General features: G+C 57.3%; 23 protein-coding genes and 5 pseudogenes. 19 read left to right on the plus strand and 9 right to left on the minus strand.

The features are described from left to right. Positions 1–18 precede the first annotated feature (18 nt). From queG to ACZ1HE_RS00400, 5 genes and pseudogenes are all read right to left on the minus strand, one after another. Positions 19–1055 (minus strand): annotated as a pseudogene (gene queG, locus ACZ1HE_RS00380) (tRNA epoxyqueuosine(34) reductase QueG). 28 nt (positions 1056–1083) lie between these two features. Next, positions 1084–1749 carry an FtsZ-binding protein FzlA gene (gene fzlA, locus ACZ1HE_RS00385; RefSeq protein ID WP_472619092.1) on the minus strand — a complete coding sequence of 222 codons (666 nt, stop codon included), beginning with the start codon at positions 1747–1749 and terminating at the stop codon, positions 1084–1086. A 57-nt stretch (positions 1750–1806) separates the two neighbouring features. Further along, on the minus strand, positions 1807–2547 hold the full coding sequence (mtgA, locus tag ACZ1HE_RS00390) for a monofunctional biosynthetic peptidoglycan transglycosylase (protein WP_472619093.1): 741 nt from the start codon (positions 2545–2547) through the stop codon (positions 1807–1809). Positions 2548–2587: 40 nt separating this feature from the next. Beyond that, positions 2588–3532, minus strand: coding sequence for an NnrS family protein (locus ACZ1HE_RS00395; RefSeq protein ID WP_472619094.1), 945 nt, complete (start codon positions 3530–3532; stop codon positions 2588–2590). 70 nt (positions 3533–3602) lie between these two features. After that, positions 3603–3737: pseudogene (locus ACZ1HE_RS00400) on the minus strand (NnrS family protein); the annotation flags it as partial. Between the two features lie 181 nt (positions 3738–3918). On the opposite strand from ACZ1HE_RS00400, the gene ACZ1HE_RS00405 reads away from it, so the two are divergent. The 7 genes and pseudogenes from ACZ1HE_RS00405 (at position 3919) to ACZ1HE_RS00435 (ending at position 8714) form a co-directional block, all read left to right on the plus strand. Next, a complete protein-coding gene (locus ACZ1HE_RS00405; RefSeq protein WP_472619095.1) occupies positions 3919–4533 on the plus strand; it encodes a ribonuclease D in 615 nt (204 codons plus the stop codon). Then, the gene (locus ACZ1HE_RS00410) at positions 4530–5498 is read left to right on the plus strand and encodes a KpsF/GutQ family sugar-phosphate isomerase (RefSeq protein WP_472619096.1); all 969 of its coding nucleotides are present in this window, start codon (positions 4530–4532) and stop codon (positions 5496–5498) included. Before ACZ1HE_RS00405 ends, ACZ1HE_RS00410 begins: the two co-directional genes overlap by 4 nt. Before the next feature lie 12 nt (positions 5499–5510). Continuing rightward, positions 5511–6110, plus strand: coding sequence for an LPS export ABC transporter periplasmic protein LptC (gene lptC, locus ACZ1HE_RS00415; RefSeq protein ID WP_472619097.1), 600 nt, complete (start codon positions 5511–5513; stop codon positions 6108–6110). Between the two features lie 3 nt (positions 6111–6113). Continuing rightward, positions 6114–6605: an LptA/OstA family protein gene (locus tag ACZ1HE_RS00420; RefSeq protein WP_472619098.1), complete on the plus strand. Its 492-nt coding sequence runs from the start codon at positions 6114–6116 to the stop codon at positions 6603–6605. Then, positions 6605–7362 (plus strand): annotated as a pseudogene (gene lptB / locus ACZ1HE_RS00425) (LPS export ABC transporter ATP-binding protein). The gene ACZ1HE_RS00420 and the pseudogene lptB overlap by 1 nt, the downstream one beginning before the upstream one ends. A gap of 253 nt (positions 7363–7615) precedes the next feature. Further along, complete coding sequence (gene hpf / locus ACZ1HE_RS00430; RefSeq protein WP_472619099.1) at positions 7616–8179, plus strand: ribosome hibernation-promoting factor, HPF/YfiA family; 564 nt, start codon at positions 7616–7618, stop codon at positions 8177–8179. Positions 8180–8249: 70 nt separating this feature from the next. Continuing rightward, positions 8250–8714, plus strand: coding sequence for a PTS sugar transporter subunit IIA (locus ACZ1HE_RS00435; RefSeq protein ID WP_472624283.1), 465 nt, complete (start codon positions 8250–8252; stop codon positions 8712–8714). 30 nt (positions 8715–8744) lie between these two features. On the opposite strand, the gene dalA is transcribed toward ACZ1HE_RS00435, so the two are convergent. Next, entirely contained in the window at positions 8745–9293 is a 549-nt protein-coding gene (dalA, locus tag ACZ1HE_RS00440; RefSeq protein WP_472619100.1) for a divisome-associated lipoprotein DalA, read from the minus strand. A gap of 168 nt (positions 9294–9461) precedes the next feature. Between dalA and ACZ1HE_RS00445 the strand changes: the two genes are divergently transcribed. Both ACZ1HE_RS00445 and ACZ1HE_RS00450 read left to right on the plus strand, forming a co-directional pair. Next, positions 9462–10061, plus strand: coding sequence for a L,D-transpeptidase (locus ACZ1HE_RS00445; protein ID WP_472619101.1), 600 nt, complete (start codon positions 9462–9464; stop codon positions 10059–10061). Between the two features lie 139 nt (positions 10062–10200). Then, on the plus strand, positions 10201–10383 hold the full coding sequence (locus tag ACZ1HE_RS00450; protein ID WP_472619102.1) for a hypothetical protein: 183 nt from the start codon (positions 10201–10203) through the stop codon (positions 10381–10383). A 79-nt stretch (positions 10384–10462) separates the two neighbouring features. Here the strand turns inward: ACZ1HE_RS00450 and hemH are convergent, their stop codons facing one another. Further along, entirely contained in the window at positions 10463–11512 is a 1050-nt protein-coding gene (gene hemH, locus ACZ1HE_RS00455; RefSeq protein WP_472619103.1) for a ferrochelatase, read from the minus strand. Positions 11513–11570: 58 nt separating this feature from the next. Then, entirely contained in the window at positions 11571–12401 is an 831-nt protein-coding gene (locus ACZ1HE_RS00460) for a methyltransferase domain-containing protein (protein ID WP_472619104.1), read from the minus strand. A gap of 17 nt (positions 12402–12418) precedes the next feature. Here ACZ1HE_RS00460 and ACZ1HE_RS00465 point away from each other — a divergent pair. From ACZ1HE_RS00465 to ACZ1HE_RS00480, 4 genes and pseudogenes are all read left to right on the plus strand, one after another. After that, positions 12419–13146 (plus strand): annotated as a pseudogene (locus ACZ1HE_RS00465) (ComF family protein). A 37-nt stretch (positions 13147–13183) separates the two neighbouring features. Continuing rightward, complete coding sequence (gene grxC, locus ACZ1HE_RS00470; RefSeq protein ID WP_085797744.1) at positions 13184–13441, plus strand: glutaredoxin 3; 258 nt, start codon at positions 13184–13186, stop codon at positions 13439–13441. Next, positions 13441–14271 (plus strand): carbon-nitrogen hydrolase family protein, encoded by an 831-nt coding sequence (locus ACZ1HE_RS00475; RefSeq protein ID WP_472619105.1) that lies wholly within the window; start codon positions 13441–13443, stop codon positions 14269–14271. Before grxC ends, ACZ1HE_RS00475 begins: the two co-directional genes overlap by 1 nt. A gap of 13 nt (positions 14272–14284) precedes the next feature. Further along, positions 14285–14725 carry a MarR family winged helix-turn-helix transcriptional regulator gene (locus tag ACZ1HE_RS00480; protein ID WP_472619106.1) on the plus strand — a complete coding sequence of 147 codons (441 nt, stop codon included), beginning with the start codon at positions 14285–14287 and terminating at the stop codon, positions 14723–14725. A 12-nt stretch (positions 14726–14737) separates the two neighbouring features. Here the strand turns inward: ACZ1HE_RS00480 and ubiG are convergent, their stop codons facing one another. Continuing rightward, on the minus strand, positions 14738–15484 hold the full coding sequence (gene ubiG, locus ACZ1HE_RS00485; RefSeq protein ID WP_472619107.1) for a bifunctional 2-polyprenyl-6-hydroxyphenol methylase/3-demethylubiquinol 3-O-methyltransferase UbiG: 747 nt from the start codon (positions 15482–15484) through the stop codon (positions 14738–14740). A gap of 48 nt (positions 15485–15532) precedes the next feature. On the opposite strand from ubiG, the gene pip reads away from it, so the two are divergent. The 6 genes and pseudogenes from pip to infB all read left to right on the plus strand — a co-directional run bounded on the left by pip (position 15533) and on the right by infB (position 22836). Continuing rightward, a complete protein-coding gene (gene pip / locus ACZ1HE_RS00490; RefSeq protein WP_472619108.1) occupies positions 15533–16510 on the plus strand; it encodes a prolyl aminopeptidase in 978 nt (325 codons plus the stop codon). After that, the gene (locus ACZ1HE_RS00495; protein ID WP_472619109.1) at positions 16507–17313 is read left to right on the plus strand and encodes an ABC transporter substrate-binding protein; all 807 of its coding nucleotides are present in this window, start codon (positions 16507–16509) and stop codon (positions 17311–17313) included. The genes pip and ACZ1HE_RS00495 overlap by 4 nt, the downstream gene beginning before the upstream one ends. 173 nt (positions 17314–17486) lie before the next feature. After that, positions 17487–18078, plus strand: a pseudogene (rimP, locus tag ACZ1HE_RS00500) (ribosome maturation factor RimP). After that, the gene (gene nusA / locus ACZ1HE_RS00505; protein WP_472619110.1) at positions 18078–19712 is read left to right on the plus strand and encodes a transcription termination factor NusA; all 1635 of its coding nucleotides are present in this window, start codon (positions 18078–18080) and stop codon (positions 19710–19712) included. The pseudogene rimP and the gene nusA overlap by 1 nt, the downstream one beginning before the upstream one ends. 22 nt (positions 19713–19734) lie before the next feature. Next, a complete protein-coding gene (locus tag ACZ1HE_RS00510; RefSeq protein ID WP_472619111.1) occupies positions 19735–20358 on the plus strand; it encodes an RNA-binding protein in 624 nt (207 codons plus the stop codon). Between the two features lie 9 nt (positions 20359–20367). Continuing rightward, positions 20368–22836: a translation initiation factor IF-2 gene (gene infB, locus ACZ1HE_RS00515; RefSeq protein ID WP_472619112.1), complete on the plus strand. Its 2469-nt coding sequence runs from the start codon at positions 20368–20370 to the stop codon at positions 22834–22836. Positions 22837–23373 lie beyond the last annotated feature (537 nt).

Raw genomic sequence — 23373 nt, forward strand, 5'->3', positions numbered from 1 at the left:
CCTGCCTGTTTGCGTCACTTATTGCAATTGTTCCACGGCCCAACGGGCAGCGTCAGCCACCGTTGCGTCCGGATCTTGGGTCAAACCCTGCGCAGTTGGCATCAACGCCGCATCGCCAGAATTGCCAATGGCATAAAGCACATTGCGGACAAACCGGTCCCGTCCAATCCGCTTGATCGGCGAGCCCGAAAAAACGCCCGGAACGCCGAGTCGTCTAAAGCGGCCAACTCTGCCAAAGCCGGGGATTTCAGTTCTTCTCGCGCGGCATAGCGTATGTCACTCGCCGCAACCGCAAACTTGTTCCAAGGGCAAGCCGCCAGGCAATCGTCGCAGCCGTAGATGCGGTTGCCCAGCTTGCCGCGCAGCTCTTCGTCCACCGGGCCCTTGTGCTCGATTGTCAGGTACGAAATGCAACGCCTCGCGTCCAACTGATATGGCGCGGGAAAGGCGTCGGTTGGACAGGCCACAACGCAGGACTGACAAGAGCCGCAATGGTCGACTTCGGGTGCATCTGCAGGCAGGTCGATTGTTGTAAAAACAGACCCTAAAAAGGCCCAATTGCCCCAATCGCGGCTTACAAGGTTGGTGTGCTTTCCCTGCCATCCCAAACCGGCGGCCATGCCCAGCGCCTTTTCAGAAACTGGTGCAGTGTCAACGAAAACCTTCACCTCTCCGCCGCCCTCGGCGATCAACCAGCGCGCCAGACGTTTAAGGCGCTTCTTGACCAGGTCGTGGTAGTCCTTGTTCTGCGCATAGACCGAAATCGCGCCACGATCCGGATGGCCCAGAATGGCGCGCGGGTCGTGATCCGGTGCATAGCTTTCGGCCAGCATGATCACGGATCGCGCTTCGGGCCAAAGCTTGGCGGGGTTTCCACGCCAATGCATGCGTTCGGCCATCCAACCCATCTGCCCGTGATACCCGGCCTCAACAAAGGCGGCCAACCGCCTAGGCACGTGCGGGATGTCCCACGGGCGGCAGATCCGGCAAGATACAAATCCTTCGTCCAGTGCTTGCTGGGTCAGTTTATGTTTCAGGTCTGAATTGACGATCATTGGATTTGGGCCTCTGCCCAAAGGTCTATCAGAAATCCAGATCGGCGTAATGGGCCGGTGGCCGAAAGCCCGGGATCTGATCAGCTAGAATTGACCGGAAAGCAGGCCGCGATTTGATCTTGGCGTACCAATCCTTGACGATCTGGCTGCGGTTCCAATCCACATCCGAGATATAGTCAAGCGACGACAGATGCGCGGCGGCGGCGAAATCTGCCAGCGTCATCGCGTCCCCTGCCAGCCAGCGGCGGTGGTCCAGAAGCCACGTCATGTAGTCCAAATGGTATTTGATCGCCTTGGAACCAGCCTTGACGTTGCGGCTGTCGGGATAGCCTTGGCCGGTCATCTTCTTGTTCACCCGCTCATAGAGCAGCTTCGACGTCACCTCGTGATGGAACTTGTCGTCAAACCAGCTGATTAGACGGCGCACCTCGTACCGGGCATCAGCGTCCTTGGGCATCAGGGGCGGTTCCGGACGGGTTTCTTCTATGTATTCGCAGATGGCAGAGCTTTCGGCCATCATTTTGCCGTCTAGCTTGATCACCGGAACCTTGCCCGCCGGGTTGCGACGCAGAAAATCAGGATCCTCTTCCCAATATCGCTCTTCGACCAGCTCAACCTCGATCTTCTTTTCAGCAAGCGACAGCCGAACCTTGCGGCAAAACGGGGAAAGGGGAACGTGAAATAAGCGCGCCATGGTGATCCAGTTGAACGAATGGTGTTGCTTCAGCAATGCCCTGTAGCGTCGAGATTTTCAATCCTCGAAACACGCTGATCGTCCATCTGCGCGGATGGTGGCCGCCCCGTCCATGATCGAAGCTGTCCTCTTGCGCACCTTTGAACTGGGTTTTGAAGCCGATCGTAATTTGGGAGCAGGCAACACCGCCGCAATCCGCGCGGCCTGCAATGAGCTGAGCTTGTCGGGGGTTGTGCCAAAATACCCTTTGGCCGCCGCGCCGACACCAAATACTCCCTCATCCATTTCGGCCACATTTAAATAAACCTCAAGAATGCGCCGCTTGGACCAAATCGCTTCGACAGCAGGCGTGATCAACGTTTCCAACGCCTTGCGAATCCAGCTGCGCCCTTGCCAGAGAAACACGTTTTTGACCACCTGCTGAGAGATGGTGGACGCGCCCCGACGGCTACCCGAATCAATGGCAGCCCGAATCGCCTTGATGTCAAAGCCCCAATGCACACAAAAATCCGCATCCTCAGCCGCGACTGCGGATCGCGCCATAACCGGAGCAATGTCTTCGATCGGAATCCATTGACGATCTACCGAACCCAAACGGCGCTTTTCAGACCAAATCGTGTGAGTGATTGGCGGATTGACGAATGTGTACAACAAAACCAGCGCCAAAACCGTGAGGATCAAGATTGTTGTACCGCGAAGAGCGATAAAGCCAGCCCAAGACAACAGCCAAGACAACGGATTGAACCGTGTCTTTGCTTTGGATCTGCTCTTTTTCTTGCCTGCCGTTTTTTTGGCCATGACCACTCTATAATGGACCCGTGCGCATCCGACAAACCTTCTAGGCAGCCTTTGAAGGACGCAAAAGCCACGGCCCTACCCGTACGACAAAGGTACCAAAGGCCAGAACCCACAGTGCTGCAGACAGATCCAGCATCCAGGCCGCCCCACCCCAAAGAGACCAAGTCGCCCGAACACCGGCGGCCAGCGCCAAGGCGATCAGGGCCGCGTTCATCCATGCGTCCGACTTCAGCACACGCCCAGTGTGGCCCATGCTGGCGCGCAGCATTACGGCAAACGTCATTCCCCCGATCGCGGCGATGCCAATAACGTGTAGACCTGCGGCATAGAAGGCCCAGTCAAACGGAGCAACGGCCAGCATGAATAACCCCAGAGGTATCATCGCAAAACACCCATGCAGTGCAAAGAGGATGGGGTTGGAAATGGTACGAAGCCCACTCCACCGCCCCAGACGCACCGCTTGCAGGAAGGCAGCGATTGCCAAGGGACTACTGGATAGGACCGTGTCCGGCCAAGCAGTCCAAAAGGCAAGCGCCAGAACGCTGACCAAAAGACTGACTGCGTCAAACCGACCAAAGGCAGGCGGCAGATATGGGCTGCCTTGTTCCTTCAGCCAGTTACGAGTGAAAGCAGGCGTGATCCTCCCCCCAATCAGCAGCAACAGCACGGTGACTGCGGCAAAGCCCGCGCGGGTGGCGTATTCGGCATTCCCGGTCTGCACGGCCTCGACGTGAAAACCCAGATTTGCCAGGGTAAAGACACTGACTGGCCCAACCACCATCAGGTTGCGCCAGTTGCGCCCCGCAACAACTTCTCGAGTTGTAATCACCAAAACCGCCAACAGAAACAGCGCCTCGACCACGGCCGCCATCCAACCACTGCCCCACAGCATAGCCACACGGCCTGCAATCCACAGACCCGTCAACCCAACGAGCAGCGCCCCCGCAACAGGTGCGCGACCTGTCCAATTGGGTACGGCGGTCAATAAAAAGCCGAGCTAATACGGCCGAGACATAGCCAAAGAGCATCTCATGCATGTGCCACAGGTATGGATCACCGTAGAGAGGTAGCTCAGCAGAGCCCCTTAACGACAAAATCCAGACCAGAATGGAAAAGATCGCAAACAAGGACGCGCCCAAGAACATCGGGCGAAATCCATAAGAAAAGAGAGGAGTTTTGTGAGGGGACATGGTGTTGCGCAACTTGATCGTATTCCAGGGAACTGCCCCGACGTACCATGCGATCTCAAAGTTGAGTTTGTGATAGATCAATCTCTGTGTGGAAGGCGGCTCTATCCGGTTTCTCCATCGCAGTTGAGTTTGGCACCCAAACCCCCTATCTCAGCCGCATACGGCGCAAAGGACATCATTCGTGGCAAACCACCTGTACAAGAACGACCTGCCTGACGGGCTGGACCTTGGCCCCATCGTGGCCATCGACTGTGAAACCATGGGCCTGAACCCACATCGGGATCGCTTGTGCGTGATCCAAATGTCCGGTGGTGACGGCGATTCACACATTGTGCAGGTCGAAAAGGGTCAGACTGCAGCGCCAAATCTGTGTGCAATGCTTGAGAACCCCGATGTGCTCAAGCTCTTTCACTTTGGCCGCTTTGACATCGCCGCGATGTACAACGCCTTTGGCGCGCTGACGGCCCCGGTCTATTGTACCAAGATCGCCAGCCGCCTTGTGCGCACGTACACCGACCGCCATGGGTTGAAGAACCTGACGCAAGAGCTGATCGGCGTCGACATCTCGAAACAGCAACAGATGAGCGATTGGGGCGCTGAAACCCTGACCGCCGCCCAGTTGGACTATGCTGCGTCGGACGTGTTGCACCTGCACAAACTGCGCGAAGAGCTGAACAAGCGTCTAGCGCGCGAAGGCCGTACCGAAATGGCACAGGCCTGTTTTGATTTTCTTCCCATGCGCGCCAAGCTGGATTTGGCGGGCTGGCCCGAAACGGATATCTTTGCGCACTCATGACCGATCCTCAGTCCTTTCTCAGCACCGCACGGCAGGTCATCACAGATGAGGCCCAAGCGCTTGAAGCGTTGGCCGAAGGGCTGGATGATCGCTTTGCGCAAGCCGTTGATCTGATCCTGAACACCAAGGGTCGCGTTATCGTTAGCGGCATCGGTAAATCGGGCCATATCGGCCACAAGATCGCCGCCACCCTCGCCAGCACCGGCACTCCGGCCTATTTCGTGCACCCAGCCGAGGCGAGCCATGGCGATCTGGGCATGCTGTCCGAGGGCGACGTTGTTTTAGCGATTTCGAACTCGGGCGAGGCACCGGAACTGGCGAACCTGCTGGCGTTCACGCGCCGTTTCTCGATCCCGCTCATCGGCCTGTCCAGCCGTATGGACAGCACGCTGATGAAGAACGCGGACGTACACCTGCAGATCCCGGCACGGGGCGAGGCCTGCGGCTTTGGCATGGTGCCCTCGATCTCGACCACGCTGACGCTGGCGATGGGGGATGCATTGGCAATTGCATTGATGAAATATCGTGACTTCCGGCCCGAGAATTTCCGCGAGTTCCACCCTGGCGGCAAACTCGGAGCGCGCCTGAGCAAGGTCAGCGACCTGATGCATGCAGGCGATGCCCTGCCGCTGATCGCCGCCGATACGCCGATGAGCGAGGCGTTGATCGAGATCAGCCAAAAGGGCTTTGGGGTGGTGGGCGTGACGGACGCGGACGGATCGCTGGCCGGGATCATCACCGACGGTGACTTGCGGCGGAACATGGACGGGCTGCTGGATTTGACCGCGGAACAGGTGATGACCGCTGATCCGACAACGATCACAGCCGATTCCCTCGCCGAAGAGGCCGTGGCCGTAATGAACCAACGCAAGATCACCTGCCTGTTTGTCACCGACGAAGCCGCAAAAGGCCCGGCGCAAGGTCTGCTGCACATCCACGACTGCCTGCGCGTCGGACTGGGATAAGGATCCGGGACGGTGGACGGCTATTCGCGCATGGTTCAACTGCTCAAGGTGCTGCTGCCGTTGGCGGCGCTTGCGCTGTTGTCGACCGTGTTCCTGCTGTCCCGCAGCGTTGATCCCAACGCCACCATCCCCTTTGCTGAACAGGATATGGCAGATCGGATGCGCGATCAGCAGGTGACGAAACCCTATTTTTCGGGCACCACCGCCAAAGGCGAAGAAGTACTGGTTACCGCCCTGATCGCTCGACCGGGCGGGCCAAACTCGCCAGCTGAAGCAACCGAGCTGGACGCACAGATCAAACTGATCGATGGCAAGATCATCCGCTTGACCTCAAATCTAGGAGAAGTGGCTCTTGATGAGGACATGGCCGTCTTTTCGGGTGATGTGCGGATCACCTCGACCGATGGCACCGAAATTCGGACCGAAGTGCTGAACACGACCCTCAGTGGGATCAGGGGTTCAACCCCAGGGACGGTCACCGGAACTGGCCCAATTGGTGATTTCACGGCTGGAAACATGGAAATTGGGGCAAAAAACGACGATGGACCCATCCTCATGGTATTCAAAAACGGGGTGAAGCTGGTATACGATCCCCAAAAGCAAGAAAGATAACCTGTGATCTATTTTCGCGCTCTGATTTTCTGCATGTTTTCTATCCTGGGCGTGGCATCGGCGTCGGCTCAGGGGACCAACGTTGCATTTGGCGCGATCAAGGCGGACCCTTCGCTGCCGGTTGAGGTCACAGCCGACACGCTGGATGTGAACCAGGAAAACGGATCGGCAGAGTTCAAAGGCAACGTATTGGTTGGACAAGGTGAAATGCGCCTGTCAGCCCAACGCGTGCTGGTGATATACAATCAAGAGCAATCCGGCATTCAGCGTATGGAAGCGACAGGCGATGTGGTCTTGGTCAATGGCCCTGACGCAGCGCAAGCGCGACGTGCCGACTATACGATCGATACCGGCATCATCGTAATGACCGGGGACGTGCTGCTGACTCAGGGCCAAAACGCCCTGACCTCGAACAAAATGACCGTCAATCTGATCACAGGAACAGCGCAGATGATTGGCCGAGTAAAAACAATTCTGAACTCGGAAAAGAATTGATGGCGAAACCGAAACTCAGCGTGACCGAAGGCTCCTCAGGCCTAAAGATCGAAAAGCTGCGCAAGTCCTACAGCAAGAAGACCGTGATTCGGGATGTGTCGATGTCTCTGGATCGATCCGAGGTCGTTGCACTATTGGGCCCGAACGGGTCCGGTAAGACAACGACGTTTTATTCCATCGCGGGCTTGGTTTTCCCCGAGGCTGGTTCGGTCACCATCGACGGGCAGAACGTGACGACTTTGCCAATGTACCGCCGTGCTCGTTTGGGAATCGGGTATTTGCCGCAAGAGATGTCGATCTTTCGCGGGCTAAGTGTGGAAGACAATATTTCAGCCGTCTTGGACGTAACCGTCAAACATGCCCACAAGCGTAAGGAACGACTGGAAGAATTACTGTCGGATTTTTCTGTAGAACACCTGCGCCGTGCACCTGCCCTAGCGTTGTCAGGGGGGAAAGGCGACGAGTTGAAATTGCACGATGCCTGGCAGCTGACCCCAAGTACCTGTTGCTGGACGAGCCTTTTGCTGGCGTGGATCCAATCAGCGTCGGAGACATTCGCCACCTTGTTGCTGACCTCAAGAAACGTGGAATCGGAGTGCTAATCACCGACCACAATGTCCGAGAAACACTGGAAATCGTTGATCGCGCCTACATCTTGCATGACGGTCAGGTGCTTATGTCTGGCACGCCTGAAGAGGTTGTCGACAACGAAAACGTTCGGCGCGTCTACTTGGGCGAAAATTTCAGAATTTCATAGCCTTACGGCAAACCTCCGCCAATGCTTCAAAAGATTCACGTAACTTCTTTGTTGCTTTCGATTGACTCTCGGCGCGTCTCTTGCCTCAATCAGGGTATGGCAAACTTGCGGTTCGGTGCTGTCTTGGTTCGCCCCTTCGTTGAAGGGTCGAATAGGGCGCAACCTACGCAAACGCCTAATCCAATCACTCGTTATTGACAGGCGCGTCCCTTTTTTGGGCGTGAATGCGGGTGAGAATTGTGAAGGAGATCACATGCGTTACCAAATCAGCGGAAAACAGATTGATATCGGCGAAGCCCTGCAAACTCACGTGCAGACGGAACTGGGTGATGCGGTCGCAAAATACGCGGAACGCCCCACGGATGCCAATGTCGTCTTTTCCCGCTCGGCGCATGAATATGTGTGCGAAACAACCGTTCATCTTTCAACAGGCCTAACGGCTCAGGCCAAGGCGCATGCCAACGAGATCTACGCCGCGTTTGAAGCGTGTTGTGACAAGATGGAGACCCAGCTGCGTCGCTATAAGCGTCGCCTGAAGGATCACCACAAGGATCGATCAGAGCCGGTTGAACTCTATGGCGCGTCCTCGTATATCCTCGCGTCGGAAGAACAGAACGCCGACAGTGAGCCCGAGTCGCTTCAGCCGATTATTGTGGCCGAGATGGAGACTAAAATCCCGTCGCTTTCGGTTGGTGAGGCGGTTATGCAAATGGAATTGGTAAGCGCACCAGTTCTGGTCTTTAGAAACGAAGGCAAGGATGGATTGAACGTCGTATACCGTCGCGAAGACGGTAACATCGGTTGGATCGATCCATAATAGGCAAGAGAAACAAATGGCCGCCCTCAGACACGAGGATCAGGGGGCGCCAAAGTGGAGCACGCAAAATATGGAGCTTTCAAGCATCCTCAAGCCTGAGGCGGTTAAGGTATTTGCCGCAGCCTCAAGCAAGAAACGGCTGTTCCAAGAGATCGCCGAGGTGGCGCACGCTGCTCATGGTTTGAATCCGCAACCAACCGTTGAAGCTTTGATGGAACGTGAAAGCCTGGGTCCAACCGGTGTTGGGCATGGTGTTGCACTGCCTCATGCGCGCCTTCCGGGCGTCGAATCGGTTACTGGCGTGTTCGTGATGCTGGAAAAACCCATGGATTTTGGCGCTGTCGATCGACAGCCCGTGGACATTGCTTTTACTCTGTTTGCCCCTGAAGAAGCAGGGGTGGAACATCTAAAGGCTTTGGCATTGGTGTCCCGAACCCTGCGCGAACAGCCTTTGTGCACCAAATTGCGGGCGAACTTGGATTCAACCAAACTGTACGCGATCCTGACTGAAGGGCAGTCCGTGCAAGCAGCCTAAAGCGCGCTTTTTGCAAAAAACAAAGGCCCCTCACGGGGCCTTATTTCTTTGCGAAATGAAGGTGGGGCTACCCCCCATCTCCAAGGTCCACCAAATTTTGCCGCCTTTTTCTTGATACCAGGCAAAGCCCATGTTGACTGCCTTTGGGTCGAGAATGACAGATCGGCTTCCCGGTTCTTCCATCCAGGCCGCAAGCGTTTCCAACTCGGTTTCATAGGTCTCGGAGATCGCCTCGCCAACCAAAGGCCCAGGATATCCGGCACGCGCGACACGATCGATTGGCGATGACCCGTCTGATCCAAAATGCCAAGGACGGTTCTGCGCGGCCATGTCGCGAGAGTGCGTTGCTGCAGCCGCGTTAAGTTGGGCATTCAATGCGACAGGAGAAGAACCCGATGCAGAACGCAGGGCATTCACCGAATCAAGCATTCGGAACTGAAGCTTGGAAGAGTCACCGCGAATCTTATAAACTTTCGGCAGAGGCTGCCCGTCAGCACCCAGCTGTGAAGGACCAGATGATGGCGTACAGGCTGCCAGTCCCAAAAACAGAACTGTCAAAAGGGAAATCAGTCGCGTCATAGGCCACCCCGAAAATGTTACCGGACCATCAGATAGCGCGACATGCCCCCTTTCGCAAATGCATCTCTGCCACAATTAGCGCATTAGTGCCGGTTTGATTTGCGACTGAGGCTTTCGGGTCATATTATGGGTCAAATACTTGGACTGAACACAAAAAGGTCTGCTGCCATGGTCAAAAAGTCTTTCGAATCCCCAACGCGTCGAAGTTTTCTCGTTGGAGCCGCGGCTACAATGGGTACTCCGGCTGTCGCGCAATATATTCCCAATGATCCTCTGCGTCCTGCACCGGAGCCCGAACCACAAGTTCGACGAAACATTTCAAGTTTCCGGGCAAAGAATTGGCAACCCTACTTTTCCAACACACGAAATGGCGCGATTCTCGTCGATACCGTATCACGTGCGTTGCACTATTGGTCCGATGATCAATCGATCTACAAACTCTATCCTTCCTCTGTTCCACTGACCGAGGAATTGACCCGGCTGGGCCGCACAAGCGTCATTCGTAAGGTCGAGGGCCCAAGCTGGTCACCAACGCCTTCGATGAAAAAACGTAATCCTGAATGGCCGGATCACATTCCACCCGGACCAGACAATCCTCTGGGAACGCATGCTCTGTACCTGAGCTGGAAATACTACCGCATCCACGGTACGCACGACACGCGGAAAATCGGTCGCCGCTCGTCGAACGGCTGTATCGGCCTTTACAACGAGCACATCTCTGAATTGTTCTCGATGGCCAAGGTCGGGACACAAGTGTTGCTAATTTGACGACATTTTGGCGCGCTGAATCAGTTACCGGGCAAGTAGCAATTGCAATTCAACCCCATAGCTGATTAGAAAAAACCACGAGGTAAGTCTTGGCTGCGCGGTTCATTTTCGACGAATCGCGCAAATTCTGGAGGTTAATATGAAGAAACTCGTTCTCGCGGCTGCGCTGACTGCCGCTGCTTCGACCGCATACGCTGGCAACATCTCTGAGCCTGTCGTAGAACCGCCGGTCATCGTTGAAGAAACACAAAGCTCGTCGTCGGGTGTCCTGCTGCCGCTGCTGCTGCTGGTTCTGGTCGGTGCTGCTGTTGCTTCGAGCTAAGTTTTTCAGCTTCGGCTGAAACGGAAAAGGCGGTGGTCACCCACCGCCTTTTTCATTTTCTGGAACTGGCCGTTCAGCGTCAGTCGATCCAGCCCTTTAGATTCTCTGCCACCACGGTGCTCAGCGCCTCGATATGCGCGTCATCGTCGTTCAGACAGGGGATATAGGTGAACTGCTCACCACCTGCTTCTTCAAAGCTTTCCTTGATCTCTTCGTTGATCTCTTCGAGTGTTTCGATGCAGTCGGCGGAAAATGCAGGCGCACAAACGGCAATGTTCTTCTTACCTTGCTTGGCTAGATCCGCCACGTGATCCACGGTGTAAGGCTTCAACCACTCCTCTGGTCCAAACCGAGATTGAAAGGTTGAAATGATCTCGGACTCATCCCATCCCAGACGCTCTCGTAGCAGCCTTGTCGTTTTCACACATTGGCAATGATAGGGATCGCCCTGCCGTAGATAGCGTTCTGGCATACCGTGGTAGGAACAGACTAAAACATCCGGGCGAGTCGCCATATCTGCATAGGCTCGCTCGATCGATTGCGCCAAAGCTTCGATATAGCTGGGGTGATCGAAATAGGGCGCTACGGTACGGCTCGACGGTTGCCAGGTCTCTTGCATCAACGCACGAAAGAACTGGTCGTTGGCTGTGGCCGAAGTTGCCCCTGCATAGTGCGGATAAAGCGGGAAAAACAGAATCTTGTCGCACCCTGCGGCCACCATATTTCGCACTTTGGATTGCGTAGAGGGGTTGCCGTAGCGCATGCAGAAATCCACCATCACCTGGTCACCATAGCGTTCGGACAGACTTGCCGCCATTTTGGCGGTCTGATCCTTGGTGATCGTCATTAATGGGCTTTCGCCCTGGTCGTGATTCCAGATGGATTTGTAAGCCGCACCAGACGTGAAAGGGCGCTTGGTCAGGATAATCAACTGCAGCAGGGGCTGCCATTTCCATTTTGGATAGTCGATCACCCGCTGGTCCGACAGAAACTCGTTCAGATACCGCCGCATCGGCCAGTATGAATAGTCATCAGGCGTCCCCAGATTGGCCAGCAAAACACCGACCTTGCCGAACTTTACCTTTGGGTGATCGGTCGGCGCATGGGCGGGGCGGGTGGCATCAAACATGTTTGGCGTCCTGAATATGTCGTGTTTTGAAGCTGAGATAACCGGAAATCCCTTTGGGTCAATCCGACAGTTTGCCTTCTTTGGTCTTGAGCGCGTCCGCCAGTCGCGCCGTCGCGGACCCCGGGCGCAGGGGTTTAGGCTGACTTTCATCCGGCGACCACCCAGTCAGGCAGATCAGATCAAAGGTGGCGGGCAAGCGCCCTTGATTGGTGGCAAAGCTGCTCTGGTAGAGCTCTTGCGCCCGCTGGAATACGGCCCGGCGCGTAGGATGGCGCAGACGGGCGTGCAGGGCGTTGGCCTCTCCCATCGCACGCAAGTCGCGCATCAGGTGCCAGATGTCCCTGTATTCGGCGCGCAAGTCTACATTGTCCGCCACGGGCAAAGCAAAGCCTGCACGTTGCAACAACCCACCCAGATCCCGAATCTCGGCCATCGGGGCGATTCGCGGGGATAGCCCTCCTGACACTTCGACCTCGGCCTGCCCCAAGGCCGCGCGCAGCTCGCGCAGAGTTTCACCGCCCAGCGCAATCGCCAAAAGCAATCCGTCAGGTTTCAGCGTGCGGCGGCATTGGATCAACTGCCCAACCGGATCATTGGCCCAGTGCAGGCCCATGGCATGCACCACCAGATCATGCGCGCCCGGTTCCAACTCCAGAACTTCGGCATCCCGGATCACGCTTGCTCCGGGCACCGCATCGGCCCAGACCTGCGGCATCGGTGTCACAACCGCTGGCGCCGTAAAGGTTCTGTTAACCATCGAGAGGCGATCCTGCACTTCGTCGATCGCGGCATCGTGCAGAAACAATGCGTCTGGCTGAATGCGACGGCGATAGGCGGCGCGGGCGGTGCTGTCTACCAGCTTTGGCGTGTCTTGGGGTGGAATTCTCATGGGGTGCAATTAATCCGATGTGGAGCAGGATTCAAACCGCTGTCGAGATGATCTATCCCCCGCGCTGTTTGGGCTGCGGCGATCTGGTGACATCCGACTTTGGCCTGTGCGGGTCGTGTTGGCGTGACACGCCCTTTATCGCGGGTACTGTGTGCGAGGCTTGCGGCACCCCCTGCCCGGTCAACAGGACGGGTACCGCATTGAATGCGACGACTGCATGGCCGCACCGCGCCTGTGGAAAGACGGACGCTCGGCTCTGCTTTATACAGGTCGTGCGCGGCGGATGATTCTGGCTCTGAAACACGGCGACCGACCTGAGCTGGCGCGTCCCGCTGCCCTTTGGATGGCAAAGGCCGCAAAATACATGTTGCACGACAATATGCTGATCGCGCCAGTGCCCCTGCATTGGACCCGCTTGCTAAAACGTCGCTACAACCAATCGGCATTACTGGCGCAGCATCTGTCGACAGAAACCAATCTGCCCCACTGCCCGGACCTGATGATCCGCAGCAAGAAAACCCCGATGCTCGAAGGGAAAACCTTGCAAGAGCGGACCGGAATCCTGTCGCAGGCCATCGCCGTCCACCCCAAACGCCATCATCGTTTGATCAAACGCGATATTTTGCTGGTGGATGATGTGATGACCTCAGGCGCAACCCTTACGGCCTGTGCGCAAGCCTGCCTTGATGCCGGAGCAAATCATATTTTCGTGCTCACACTGGCGCGCGTTGCCAAGGATACCTAATTCCCCCTAGATTGTCGCAAAATCCAAGGGAACGACCATGAAAGCCGTTGAAATCTACACATCGCCGCTCTGCGGTTTCTGCCATGCGGCCAAACGCCTGCTGAACCAAAAGGGCGTTGAATTCACCGAGATCGACGTAATGCGGAACCCCGACCGCAAGCCTGAGATGATCCAGCGCGCCAACGGTGGCCGTACCGTGCCACAGATCTTTGTCGGCGAGACCCATGTGGGCGGCTGCGACGACCTGTATGACCTGGAACGCTCGGGCAAGCTCGACCCACTGCTGGCAGCCTGATGAAAACCGCTCTGATCCAGATCACGTCCTCCGACGATCCTGCCGCCAACCTTGATATGGTGCGCGGCATGGTCGCCGAGGCCGCTGCAAACGGCGCGCAGTTTGTTCTGACGCCCGAGGTCACCAATTGTGTCTCGACCAGCACCACGCGCCAGCGCGAGGTATTGCAGCATCAAGAGGATGACACCACGCTGGCCGGGTTGCGCACTCAGGCGGCTGAGCTGGGGATCTGGATCCTGATCGGATCATTGGGGATCAAGACGCACGACGCGGATGGCCGCTTTGCCAACCGCTCGTTCATGATCAACCCAAAGGGTGATATCGTCGCGCAGTATGACAAGATCCATATGTTTGACGTCCAAGTAACCGAGCACGAGACGTTCCGGGAATCCGCCAACTATCGCGCGGGCACGCAAGCCGTGGTTGCCGACACCGAATTCGGCAAAGTCGGCATGACTATCTGCTATGACGTCCGGTTCCCGCATCTGCACGCCAAATTGGCGCAAGAGGGCGCAACGATCCTGACGGTTCCGGCAGCCTTCTCTCCGGTCACGGGTGCGGCGCATTGGGAACCCTTGCTGCGCGCCCGCGCGATTGAAACAGGATGCTGGGTGCTGGCCCCCGGGCAATGCGGCGAGCACCCAAAGACCCGCGGTAAGACCCGCTATACCCATGGTCATTCACTGGTCGTCGCCCCATGGGGAGAGGTCGTGATTGACGCAGGCACAGAACCGGGCATTCACTATTTTGATCTGGATGATACATCTGTTACAGACGCACGACGCAAAGTGCCGTCACTGACTCACGTTCGGCCGTTCGACGGTCCCTGATCCAGATCTGGAAATGACAGACGAAACCAATGCCCTAGCGGTCACGCTGTTCAGCGAGATCCTGACCGCAGACCAGTTGTTGCGCAATCGGCTCAGCCGGGTGCTTCCCAAAGGCATGGAGATCTCACACTTCTCGGTTCTGAACCATCTGGCCTATGCGGGGACGGAACGCACCCCGGCGCAGCTGGCATCCGCCTTTCACGTTACCCGCGGCGCGATGACCAACACTTTGGCCAAGCTAGAATGGGCCGGATACATCCACATTCGCCCCGATTGGGACGACGCCCGCCGCAAAATGGTCGCCATCAGCCCCGCAGGCCGGCAGGCGCGCGATCAGGCAATCTCGTCTATTGCGCCGCTGATCAATCAGGTTGTCGGAGAGTTGGGTTTGGACCGGGTCCGGTCCACCCTGCCGGTGTTGCGCGACCTGCGCATGAAGCTGGAAGACGACTAAACGAGCCCGAGCTTACCCCGGCTTCACGCTCGCGGTCACATAGTTTACGCTCAAATCGCGCGGCGAAATCGACCAACTCCACAGGATCGGATTGAACACGAACCCCTTGCGGTCAACCGGCTCCAGTCCTGCCTCGCGCAGCAGATCAAACAGCTCGTCCGGCGTGATGAACTTGTTCCATTCATGCGTTCCCTTGGGCAGCCATCGCATCACCACCTCGGCCCCGAATATCGCCATGGCGTAGGATTTCGGGTTGCGGTTGATGGTCGAACAAATCTCCAGCCCACCGGGTTTCAGCAATTGCTGGGTGGCGGTCAGGTAGCTGAGCGGTTCAGCCACATGCTCGACCACTTCCATGTTCAAAATCACATCAAACTGTTCCCCCGCCTCGGCCAATGCCTCGGCCGTGGTGTGGCGATAGTCGATATCCAGCCCCGATTGCTCAGCATGAATGCGCGCAACGGGCAGGTTCCCCTCAGCCGCATCCGCGCCAACAACCGTGGCCCCCAGGCGCGCCATCGGTTCGCTGAGCAATCCACCACCGCAACCGATGTCCAAAAGTCGCAGGCCTTCGAACGGATGGGTCTGATTCAGATCACATTCGAACTCACCCGCAATCTGCTGCGTGATATAGTCCAACCGGCATGGGTTGAGCATGTGCAGCGGCTTGAATTTGCCGTTGGGGTCCCACCATTCGGCGGCCATCGCCTCGAATTTCGCGATCTCTGACGGGTCAACCGTGTTCGGATGCGCTTGCATTCCTGTCTCCGTGTGCTCTTTTACGCTTAAGGACTATATAGGGCCATAATGGACAAGTACTCGGACCAAAAGCGCGCAGTGCAATTTCTTTACCCGCCGATCGAACCTTTCGATCAGCAGTTGATTGATGTTGGACAGGGTCATCGCGTTTATTTTGAACAATGTGGCAACCCAAATGGCATCCCGGTCGTAGTGTTGCACGGCGGCCCCGGTGGAGGCTGCAGCCCGGCGATGCGGCGCTATTTCGATCCCGAAGTATACCGGGTGATTCTCTTTGATCAGCGCGGATGTGGCCGATCCAGGCCCCATGCCTCGGTCGAAAACAACACGACGCACCATTTGGTCGCAGATATCGAGATGATCCGGCGGCAGCTGGAAATCGACGCGTGGATTGCATTCGGCGGTAGCTGGGGTGCGACGCTTGCGCTGGTCTATGCGCAGGCACATCCCGACCGCGTGACGCATCTGGTGCTGCGCGGCGTGTTCCTGATGACGCAAGCCGAGCTTGATTGGTTCTATGGCGGCGGCGCCGGTAAATTCTGGCCCGAGACCTGGGCCAAATTTGCCTCGCTGATCCCCGAAAACGAACAACACGACATGATTGCGGCCTATCACAAGCGGCTGTTTTCCGGAGACCGCCCGCTTGAAACGCGCTATGCTCGCGCTTGGTCGGCCTGGGAGAACGCCCTGGCCTCGATCCATTCGGCGGGCACCAGCGGAGAAAGCCCCGGCGACTATGCGCGCGCCTTTGCCCGGTTGGAAAACCACTACTTCATCAACCATGGCTTTCTAGACGTTGATGGGCAAATTCTGGCCAACATGGGCCGTATTTCGCATATTCCCGGTGTGATCGTTCAAGGTCGCTATGACATGATCTGCCCGCCTTCATCGGCCTGGAAGCTGAACAGCCTGTGGCCTGCATCCGAGCTGCGAATGGTGCGCAACGCCGGTCACGCCCTATCCGAACCCGGCATCAGTGCAGAACTGGTGCGTGCGATGGACCGAATTGCCGAGGCCGAAGCATGACCCGCATCGACCGCCGCGCACTCTTTTCGACCGGTGCCGCTGCCGCTTTGTTAGCTGCAACTGGTGTCTCGCTGGACGCCGCACCAAAGGCGGGCGGTACTCTGCGACTGGCCGTGCCAAAGGACGGATCGCTGGACCGTGTCGCGCGTGGTGCAATGTTTGACACTCTGACCGAGATCGCACCGGATGGCACCTTACGGGGGGAACTGGCACAAAGCTGGCACAGCTCCGATGATGCCCGCATCTGGACCTTTGACCTGCGTTCAGACGTTATGTTCCATGACGGTACGTCCCTGGTAGCCGAGGATGTGATTCAGACGCTGTCACAGCTACCGGATCTAACCCGGATCGAAACAGTGGCAGATCATCAACTGCGGGTCGAATTGACCGACGGTGCACCCGGCCTGCCCTTTGTTCTGGCGCAAGATGCCTTTTGCATCGTCCGCGATCAAACTATTGGAACCGGCTGCTACCGTGCCACACATCTTCAAGAAGGGCGTCACTTCCGCGGAGAAAAGGCCAAAGATCACTATAAGGCCGGACAGGCTGGCTGGCTGGACCAGGTCGAGGTCATCATGATCCCTGACGCAAATGTCCGCGCCGAAGCACTGCGCGACGGCTACGTCGACGTTGCCGCTCTGCCCGCGCCAAACGGCCTGCGTGAGCGCGCCAAATATCGCTATCATCCTTCGGAACGTGACATGGCGCTAGCTGTCACGGAAACGGTCGGGTTGCCGCGTCAGGTCAGCAACCGCACCGCGCTGGACGATGGACGCATCGCTGAACGGTGGTGGATGACCTGATCCAATCAGAGTCTCGCTCGACAATTTCACACTGCCCCTTGCAGACTCACCCCATCCACCGTATATGGCTTGACAACAGCGGCGCGTCGGGTCTCTCGGACCGGAAGCACCACCGGAATTTCGACGGGCCGCGCGCCCGTTTTTTTGTGCCCGGAGCTTGGGTAAACCTGACAATGACGAACGACCTGATAGCAAAAGCAGCCATCGACCGCAGGCTGGCCGAGATCATCACACCCGTGATCGAAGATCTGGGTTACGAACTTGTCCGCATCCGTTTGATGAGCGGCAAGGAAACAACGCTGCAGATCATGGCCGACAAGGCCGGTGGTGGCATCGAAGTGGATGATTGCGGCGAAATCTCGAACGCGGTCAGCGCCACGCTGGACGTCGAGGACCCGATCCTGGACGCCTATACACTTGAAGTGTCCAGTCCCGGCATCGATCGCCCACTGACGCGCCTGAAAGACTTTGACATGTTCGAAGGCTACGAGGCCAAGATAGAAACCACCGAACTCATCGACGGACGCCGCCGCTTTAAGGGCGAGCTGGCGGGCATCGAAGGGGACGAGGTTCTGATCAACATCGACCAAAACGGCGAAACCGTGACCATCGGGCTGCAGTTCGACTGGCTCAGCGACGCCAAACTGGTGCTGACCGACGATCTGATCAAGGAAATGCTGCGCCAGCGCAAGGACAGCCGGCGTGCTCAACGAAGACGCATTCGACGACATCGAGACCGAAGGGTCCCAAGAGGAGACGAAGTAATGGCAATCACCTCTGCAAACCAGCTGGAGCTGTTGCAAACCGCCGAGGCCGTGGCCCGCGAAAAGATGATCGACCCCGGTCTGGTGGTCGAAGCGATGGAAGAATCCCTCGCCCGCGCTGCCAAGTCCCGCTACGGCGCCGAGATGGACATCCGCGTCCATATCGACCGCAAGACCGGCAAGGCGACATTCACCCGCGTCCGTACAGTGGTCGAGGATGAAGAGTTGGAAAACTACCAGTCCGAGTTCACCGTCGAGCAGGCCAAGCAGTACATGGCAGACCCGCATATCGGTGACACCTTTGTTGAAGAGGTTCCGCCGGTCGAAATGGGCCGCATCGCCGCGCAATCCGCCAAGCAGGTGATCCTGCAAAAGGTGCGCGAAGCCGAGCGTGACCGCCAGTACGAAGAATTCAAGGACCGCGCAGGCACCATCATCAACGGTGTCGTCAAGCGCGAGGAATACGGCAACGTCATCGTCGACGTGGGTGCCGGCGAAGCAATCCTGCGCCGCAACGAAAAGATCGGCCGCGAAAGCTATCGCCCCAACGACCGCGTGCGCTGCTACATCAAGGATGTGCGCCGCGAAGTGCGTGGCCCTCAGATCTTCCTGTCGCGCACCGCGCCCGAGTTCATGGCCGAGCTGTTCAAAATGGAAGTGCCGGAAATCTATGACGGCATCATCGAGATCAAAGCCGTGGCCCGTGACCCTGGTTCGCGCGCCAAAATTGCCGTGATCAGCTATGATGGCTCGATCGACCCTGTCGGTGCCTGCGTTGGTATGCGCGGCAGCCGCGTGCAGGCCGTTGTGAACGAGCTGCAGGGTGAAAAGATCGACATCATTCCGTGGAACGAAGATCAACCGACCTTCCTGGTGAATGCGTTGCAGCCCGCCGAGGTCTCCAAGGTGGTTCTGGACGAAGAAGCCGGCAAAATCGAAGTGGTTGTTCCCGAAGAGCAGCTGTCGCTGGCCATCGGCCGTCGTGGTCAAAACGTGCGCCTGGCCTCGCAGCTGACCGCTCTGGACATCGACATCATGACTGAAGCCGAGGAATCGGCCCGCCGCCAGAAAGAATTTGAGGCGCGCACCGGTCTGTTCATGGAAACACTGGATCTGGACGAGTTCTTTGCTCAGTTGCTGGTGTCCGAAGGGTTCACCAACCTGGAAGAAGTCGCTTACGTCGAAATCGACGAACTACTGGTCATCGACGGCGTCGACGAAGGCACCGCCGAAGAGCTGCAAACCCGTGCGCGCGAGTATCTGGAAGCGCAGGCCAAGGCCGCTCTGGACAACGCGCGTTCCATGGGCGTTGAAGAAAGCCTTATTGAATTCGAAGGCCTGACACCCCAGATGATCGAAGCGCTGGCAAAGGACGACGTGAAAACGCTCGAAGACTTTGCGACCTGCGCGGACTGGGAACTGGCCGGTGGCTGGACATCCGTGGATGGCGAACGCGTCAAGGACGACGGCATTCTGGAACCTTTCGACCTTTCGCTGGAAGAAGCCCAGGATATGGTCATGACTGCCCGCGTTCTGTTGGGTTGGGTTGACCCGGCCGAGTTGGAAGCCGCAGCCGAGGAAGACGGCGCGGAAGACGACACCGAGTCTGAAACCAACACGGAGGCCGGGGCCTGATCTCAGGCCCCGGGGGTTCGAGATGGGTCGCAGTGGCGTTCCAAAGGATCACACGGATGGTCCAGACCGCAAGTGCATTGCCACGGGCGAAGTGCAGCCGAAGTATGGGCTGATTCGCTTTGTGGTCGGCCCTGATGGTCAGGTCTTTCCGGACGTGATGGGCAAGTTGCCTGGTCGCGGCGCCTATGTCGCCGCGGATCGAGAAGCACTTACAAAAGCCGTGCAAAAGAAGCTGTTTTCCCGAAGCTTCAAGATGCAGGTGACTGTGGCAAAAGACTTGGTCGAAGACGTCGAACGTCTTTTGGCCCGCCGCGTGATTGACCTGCTGAGCCTTGCACGCAAATCCGGCGATGCAGTCGCCGGATACGAAAAGGTCAAATCAATGCTCGACCGGGAAGAGGCGCAGGTTTTGCTGCAAGCCTCGGACGGGTCGGGACGTGGGAAATCGAAATTGAGCACGCCACACCTGGGCAAATACATCGGTTGGCTGACGGCAGACGAGTTAGGCATGGCATTTGGCCGCCAAACTGTGATACATGCCGCCCTCGCCTCTGGTGGACTCAGTAAACGTGTTGTAGAGGAAGCGCAGCGTTTGCGTGGCGTGCGCGAAACGGATGACGGCGGCAAGGGCCGCACGGAAGGGTAGTTAGGCTTTATGAGCGATAGTGACGGCAAAAAGACATTGGGTCTACGTGGATCCCGCCCGGGGAATGTGAAACAGAGTTTCAGCCACGGACGGACCAAGAATGTCGTGGTGGAAACCAAACGCAAGCGCGTCGTGGTTCCCAAGCCAGGCGCTGGCAAGCCCGGGGGTTCGACCCCTTCGGGTGATCCGTCGCGTCGCCCGGCTGGCATCACCGATGCTGAAATGGCGCGCCGCCTGAAGGCTGTTCAAGCCGCTAAGGCCCGCGAAGCGGACGAAACCGCAAAACGCGCCGCCGAAGAAAAGGCCCGCGAAGAGGAACGCGCCCGTCGCCGTGCCGAGGCTGAAGCCAAGGAACGCGAAGAGCAAGAGCGCGCCGAACGGGCTCGTCAAAAGGCCGAAGAAGAAGAACGCAAGCGCAAAGAGGCCGAAGAGGCCGCAAAGCGTGCTGCGTCTGCCCCGGCTCCCAAAGCCGATGCACCTTCGCGCCCTGCACCCAACAAACCGGCGCCCGCCGCGACCCCGCGCAAAGCGGACCGCGAACGCGAGCAGCGCAACACCCGCGGCAAAGGTCGCGACGATGGCCGCCGTTCGGGCAAGCTGACATTGGGTCAGGCCACCGGCGGCGAAAACAATCGTCATCGTTCGATGGCCTCGATGAAGCGCAAGCAAGAGCGCGCGCGTCAAAAAGCCATGGGTGGTTCGGTCGAGCGCGAAAAGGTGTTCCACGACGTTCAGCTGCCAGAGACCATTGTGGTTTCGGAACTGGCCAACCGTATGGCCGAGCGCGTTGCTGATGTCGTCAAATCGCTGATGAACATGGGCATGATGGTGACGCAGAACCAAACCATCGACGCCGACACAGCGGAACTGATCATCGAAGAGTTTGGCCACAAGGTCACCCGCGTCTCGGACTCGGACGTCGAAGACGTCATCAAAGAGATCGAAGACAAGGACGAAGACCTGCAGTCGCGCCCGCCGGTCATCACCATCATGGGCCACGTCGACCACGGTAAAACATCCCTGTTGGACGCAATCCGTGACGCACGCGTTGTCGCTGGCGAAGCTGGCGGCATCACGCAGCACATCGGCGCCTATCAGGTGACTACGGACAGTGGAACTGTACTGAGCTTTTTGGACACACCGGGTCACGCGGCCTTTACCTCGATGCGCTCGCGCGGTGCTCAGGTGACGGATATCGTGGTTCTGGTTGTGGCTGCGGATGACTCGGTCATGCCGCAGACGGTTGAGGCAATCAACCACGCCAAGGCCGCCGGTGTTCCAATGATTGTAGCGATCAACAAGATCGACCGCCCTGCGGCTGATCCGAACAAAGTCCGTGCGGAACTTCTGCAACACGAAGTGATCGTGGAGCAAATGTCGGGTGAAGTGCAGGACGTCGAAGTTTCGGCCGTCACCGGTCAGGGCCTGGATCAATTGCTGGAAGCCATCGCGCTGCAAGCCGAGATCCTGGAACTTAAGGCGAACCCGAACCGGGCAGCTCAAGGTGCCGTGATCGAGGCACAGTTGGATGTGGGTCGTGGCCCAGTTGCCACCGTTCTGATCCAGAATGGTACATTGCGCCAAGGTGACATTTTTGTTGTGGGTGAGCAGTACGGTAAGGTCCGTGCGCTGATCAACGACAAGGGCGAGCGCGTGCAAGAAGCTGGCCCTTCCGTTCCGGTCGAGGTTCTGGGTCTAAATGGCACGCCCGAAGCGGGCGATGTTCTGAACGTGACCGAGACTGACGCGCAAGCGCGTGAGATCGCCGAGTACCGCGAGCAGGCTGCCAAGGACAAGCGCGCTGCAGCTGGTGCCGCCACCACGCTGGAACAGCTGATGCAGAAGGCCAAGGAAGACGAAAATGTCTCCGAGCTGCCGATCCTGGTCAAAGCTGACGTGCAAGGTTCTGCCGAAGCTATCGTTCAGGCGATGGAAAAGATCGGCAACGACGAGGTGCGCGTACGCGTGTTGCACTCGGGCGTGGGTGCGATCACCGAAACAGACATCGGACTGGCCGAAGCGTCAGGTGCCCCGGTTATGGGCTTCAACGTCCGCGCCAATGCGTCTGCGCGCAACACCGCCAACCAAAAAGGTGTCGAGATCCGCTATTACTCGGTCATCTATGACTTGGTGGACGACGTAAAAGCTGCTGCGTCGGGCCTCTTGAGCGCCGAGATCAAAGAGAACTTCATCGGTTACGCCGAGATCAAAGATGTTTTCAAAGTCTCGAATGTTGGCAAAGTAGCTGGTTGTCTGGTCACCGAGGGCGTTGCTCGCCGTTCGGCTGGCGTCCGCCTGCTGCGCGACAACGTCGTTATCCACGAAGGCACGTTGAAGACCCTCAAGCGTTTCAAAGACGAAGTGCCCGAGGTTCAGTCAGGTCAGGAATGTGGCATGGCGTTCGAAAACTACGACGATATCCGGACTGGCGACGTGATCGAGATATTCGAGCGTGAAGAAGTGTCGCGCTCTTTGTAATCGCCAGGACAGTACGCACAAATCTGACAGCGGCTCATTTTGGGCCGCTGTTTTTTTTGAAGACCCAACCAGGTCATAACAAAAAAGGGGATGGTTAAAACCATCCCCTTTGTCGTTTGTGTGAGTGGTGGTAGTCGCCGTCTAGCTTCCGGTATTTGTCGGCAAGCCAACATAAACTTTGTTGTCTACTCGTACAGCAATTCGTCCATTCGGCATGCTTCGGACAAATATTCCCTGTATTGATACACAACTTCCCAACGTAATCGTGCGTACCATAAATTATCCTTTCCAAAGGACCGCCTGAGATCAGTGTATGACGGGAAAGTGTAAAAATATACTAAATCTGAGCCAAAAAACCGGCCAACTGCCAAGAATTATCCATATGCTGCCTCCTTACCGCGATCACCTACTACATATTTGGATGAGTAATATTCGAAATTTTCCCGCTATACGAGCAATTTCAAAGGCAATTCAACTTGCTCCCCACCATTTTGGAAGGGTTACTCCCTCTCGAAATTGGCTTGCAAGATCGCAGTA

This window comes from Falsiruegeria sp. JB4-1 (assembly GCF_055693495.1).

Excerpts from the sequence above, each read along its gene's own strand:
- ACZ1HE_RS00435 (WP_472624283.1), top strand. The coding sequence starts at position 8,250 with ATGGAGCTTTCAAGCATCCTCAAGCCTGAGGCGGTTAAGGTATTTGCC.
- nusA (WP_472619110.1), top strand. The coding sequence starts at position 18,078 with ATGGCAATCACCTCTGCAAACCAGCTGGAGCTGTTGCAAACCGCCGAG.
- ACZ1HE_RS00410 (WP_472619096.1), top strand. The coding sequence starts at position 4,530 with ATGACCGATCCTCAGTCCTTTCTCAGCACCGCACGGCAGGTCATCACA.
- ACZ1HE_RS00480 (WP_472619106.1), top strand. The coding sequence starts at position 14,285 with ATGACAGACGAAACCAATGCCCTAGCGGTCACGCTGTTCAGCGAGATC.
- fzlA (WP_472619092.1), bottom strand. The coding sequence starts at position 1,749 with ATGGCGCGCTTATTTCACGTTCCCCTTTCCCCGTTTTGCCGCAAGGTT.
- ACZ1HE_RS00460 (WP_472619104.1), bottom strand. The coding sequence starts at position 12,401 with ATGAGAATTCCACCCCAAGACACGCCAAAGCTGGTAGACAGCACCGCC.
- grxC (WP_085797744.1), top strand. The coding sequence starts at position 13,184 with ATGAAAGCCGTTGAAATCTACACATCGCCGCTCTGCGGTTTCTGCCAT.
- mtgA (WP_472619093.1), bottom strand. The coding sequence starts at position 2,547 with ATGGCCAAAAAAACGGCAGGCAAGAAAAAGAGCAGATCCAAAGCAAAG.
- hpf (WP_472619099.1), top strand. The coding sequence starts at position 7,616 with ATGCGTTACCAAATCAGCGGAAAACAGATTGATATCGGCGAAGCCCTG.
- ACZ1HE_RS00445 (WP_472619101.1), top strand. The coding sequence starts at position 9,462 with ATGGTCAAAAAGTCTTTCGAATCCCCAACGCGTCGAAGTTTTCTCGTT.
- ACZ1HE_RS00495 (WP_472619109.1), top strand. The coding sequence starts at position 16,507 with ATGACCCGCATCGACCGCCGCGCACTCTTTTCGACCGGTGCCGCTGCC.
- pip (WP_472619108.1), top strand. The coding sequence starts at position 15,533 with ATGGACAAGTACTCGGACCAAAAGCGCGCAGTGCAATTTCTTTACCCG.
- hemH (WP_472619103.1), bottom strand. The coding sequence starts at position 11,512 with ATGTTTGATGCCACCCGCCCCGCCCATGCGCCGACCGATCACCCAAAG.
- ACZ1HE_RS00450 (WP_472619102.1), top strand. The coding sequence starts at position 10,201 with ATGAAGAAACTCGTTCTCGCGGCTGCGCTGACTGCCGCTGCTTCGACC.
- dalA (WP_472619100.1), bottom strand. The coding sequence starts at position 9,293 with ATGACGCGACTGATTTCCCTTTTGACAGTTCTGTTTTTGGGACTGGCA.
- ubiG (WP_472619107.1), bottom strand. The coding sequence starts at position 15,484 with ATGCAAGCGCATCCGAACACGGTTGACCCGTCAGAGATCGCGAAATTC.
- ACZ1HE_RS00475 (WP_472619105.1), top strand. The coding sequence starts at position 13,441 with ATGAAAACCGCTCTGATCCAGATCACGTCCTCCGACGATCCTGCCGCC.
- ACZ1HE_RS00510 (WP_472619111.1), top strand. The coding sequence starts at position 19,735 with ATGGGTCGCAGTGGCGTTCCAAAGGATCACACGGATGGTCCAGACCGC.
- infB (WP_472619112.1), top strand. The coding sequence starts at position 20,368 with ATGAGCGATAGTGACGGCAAAAAGACATTGGGTCTACGTGGATCCCGC.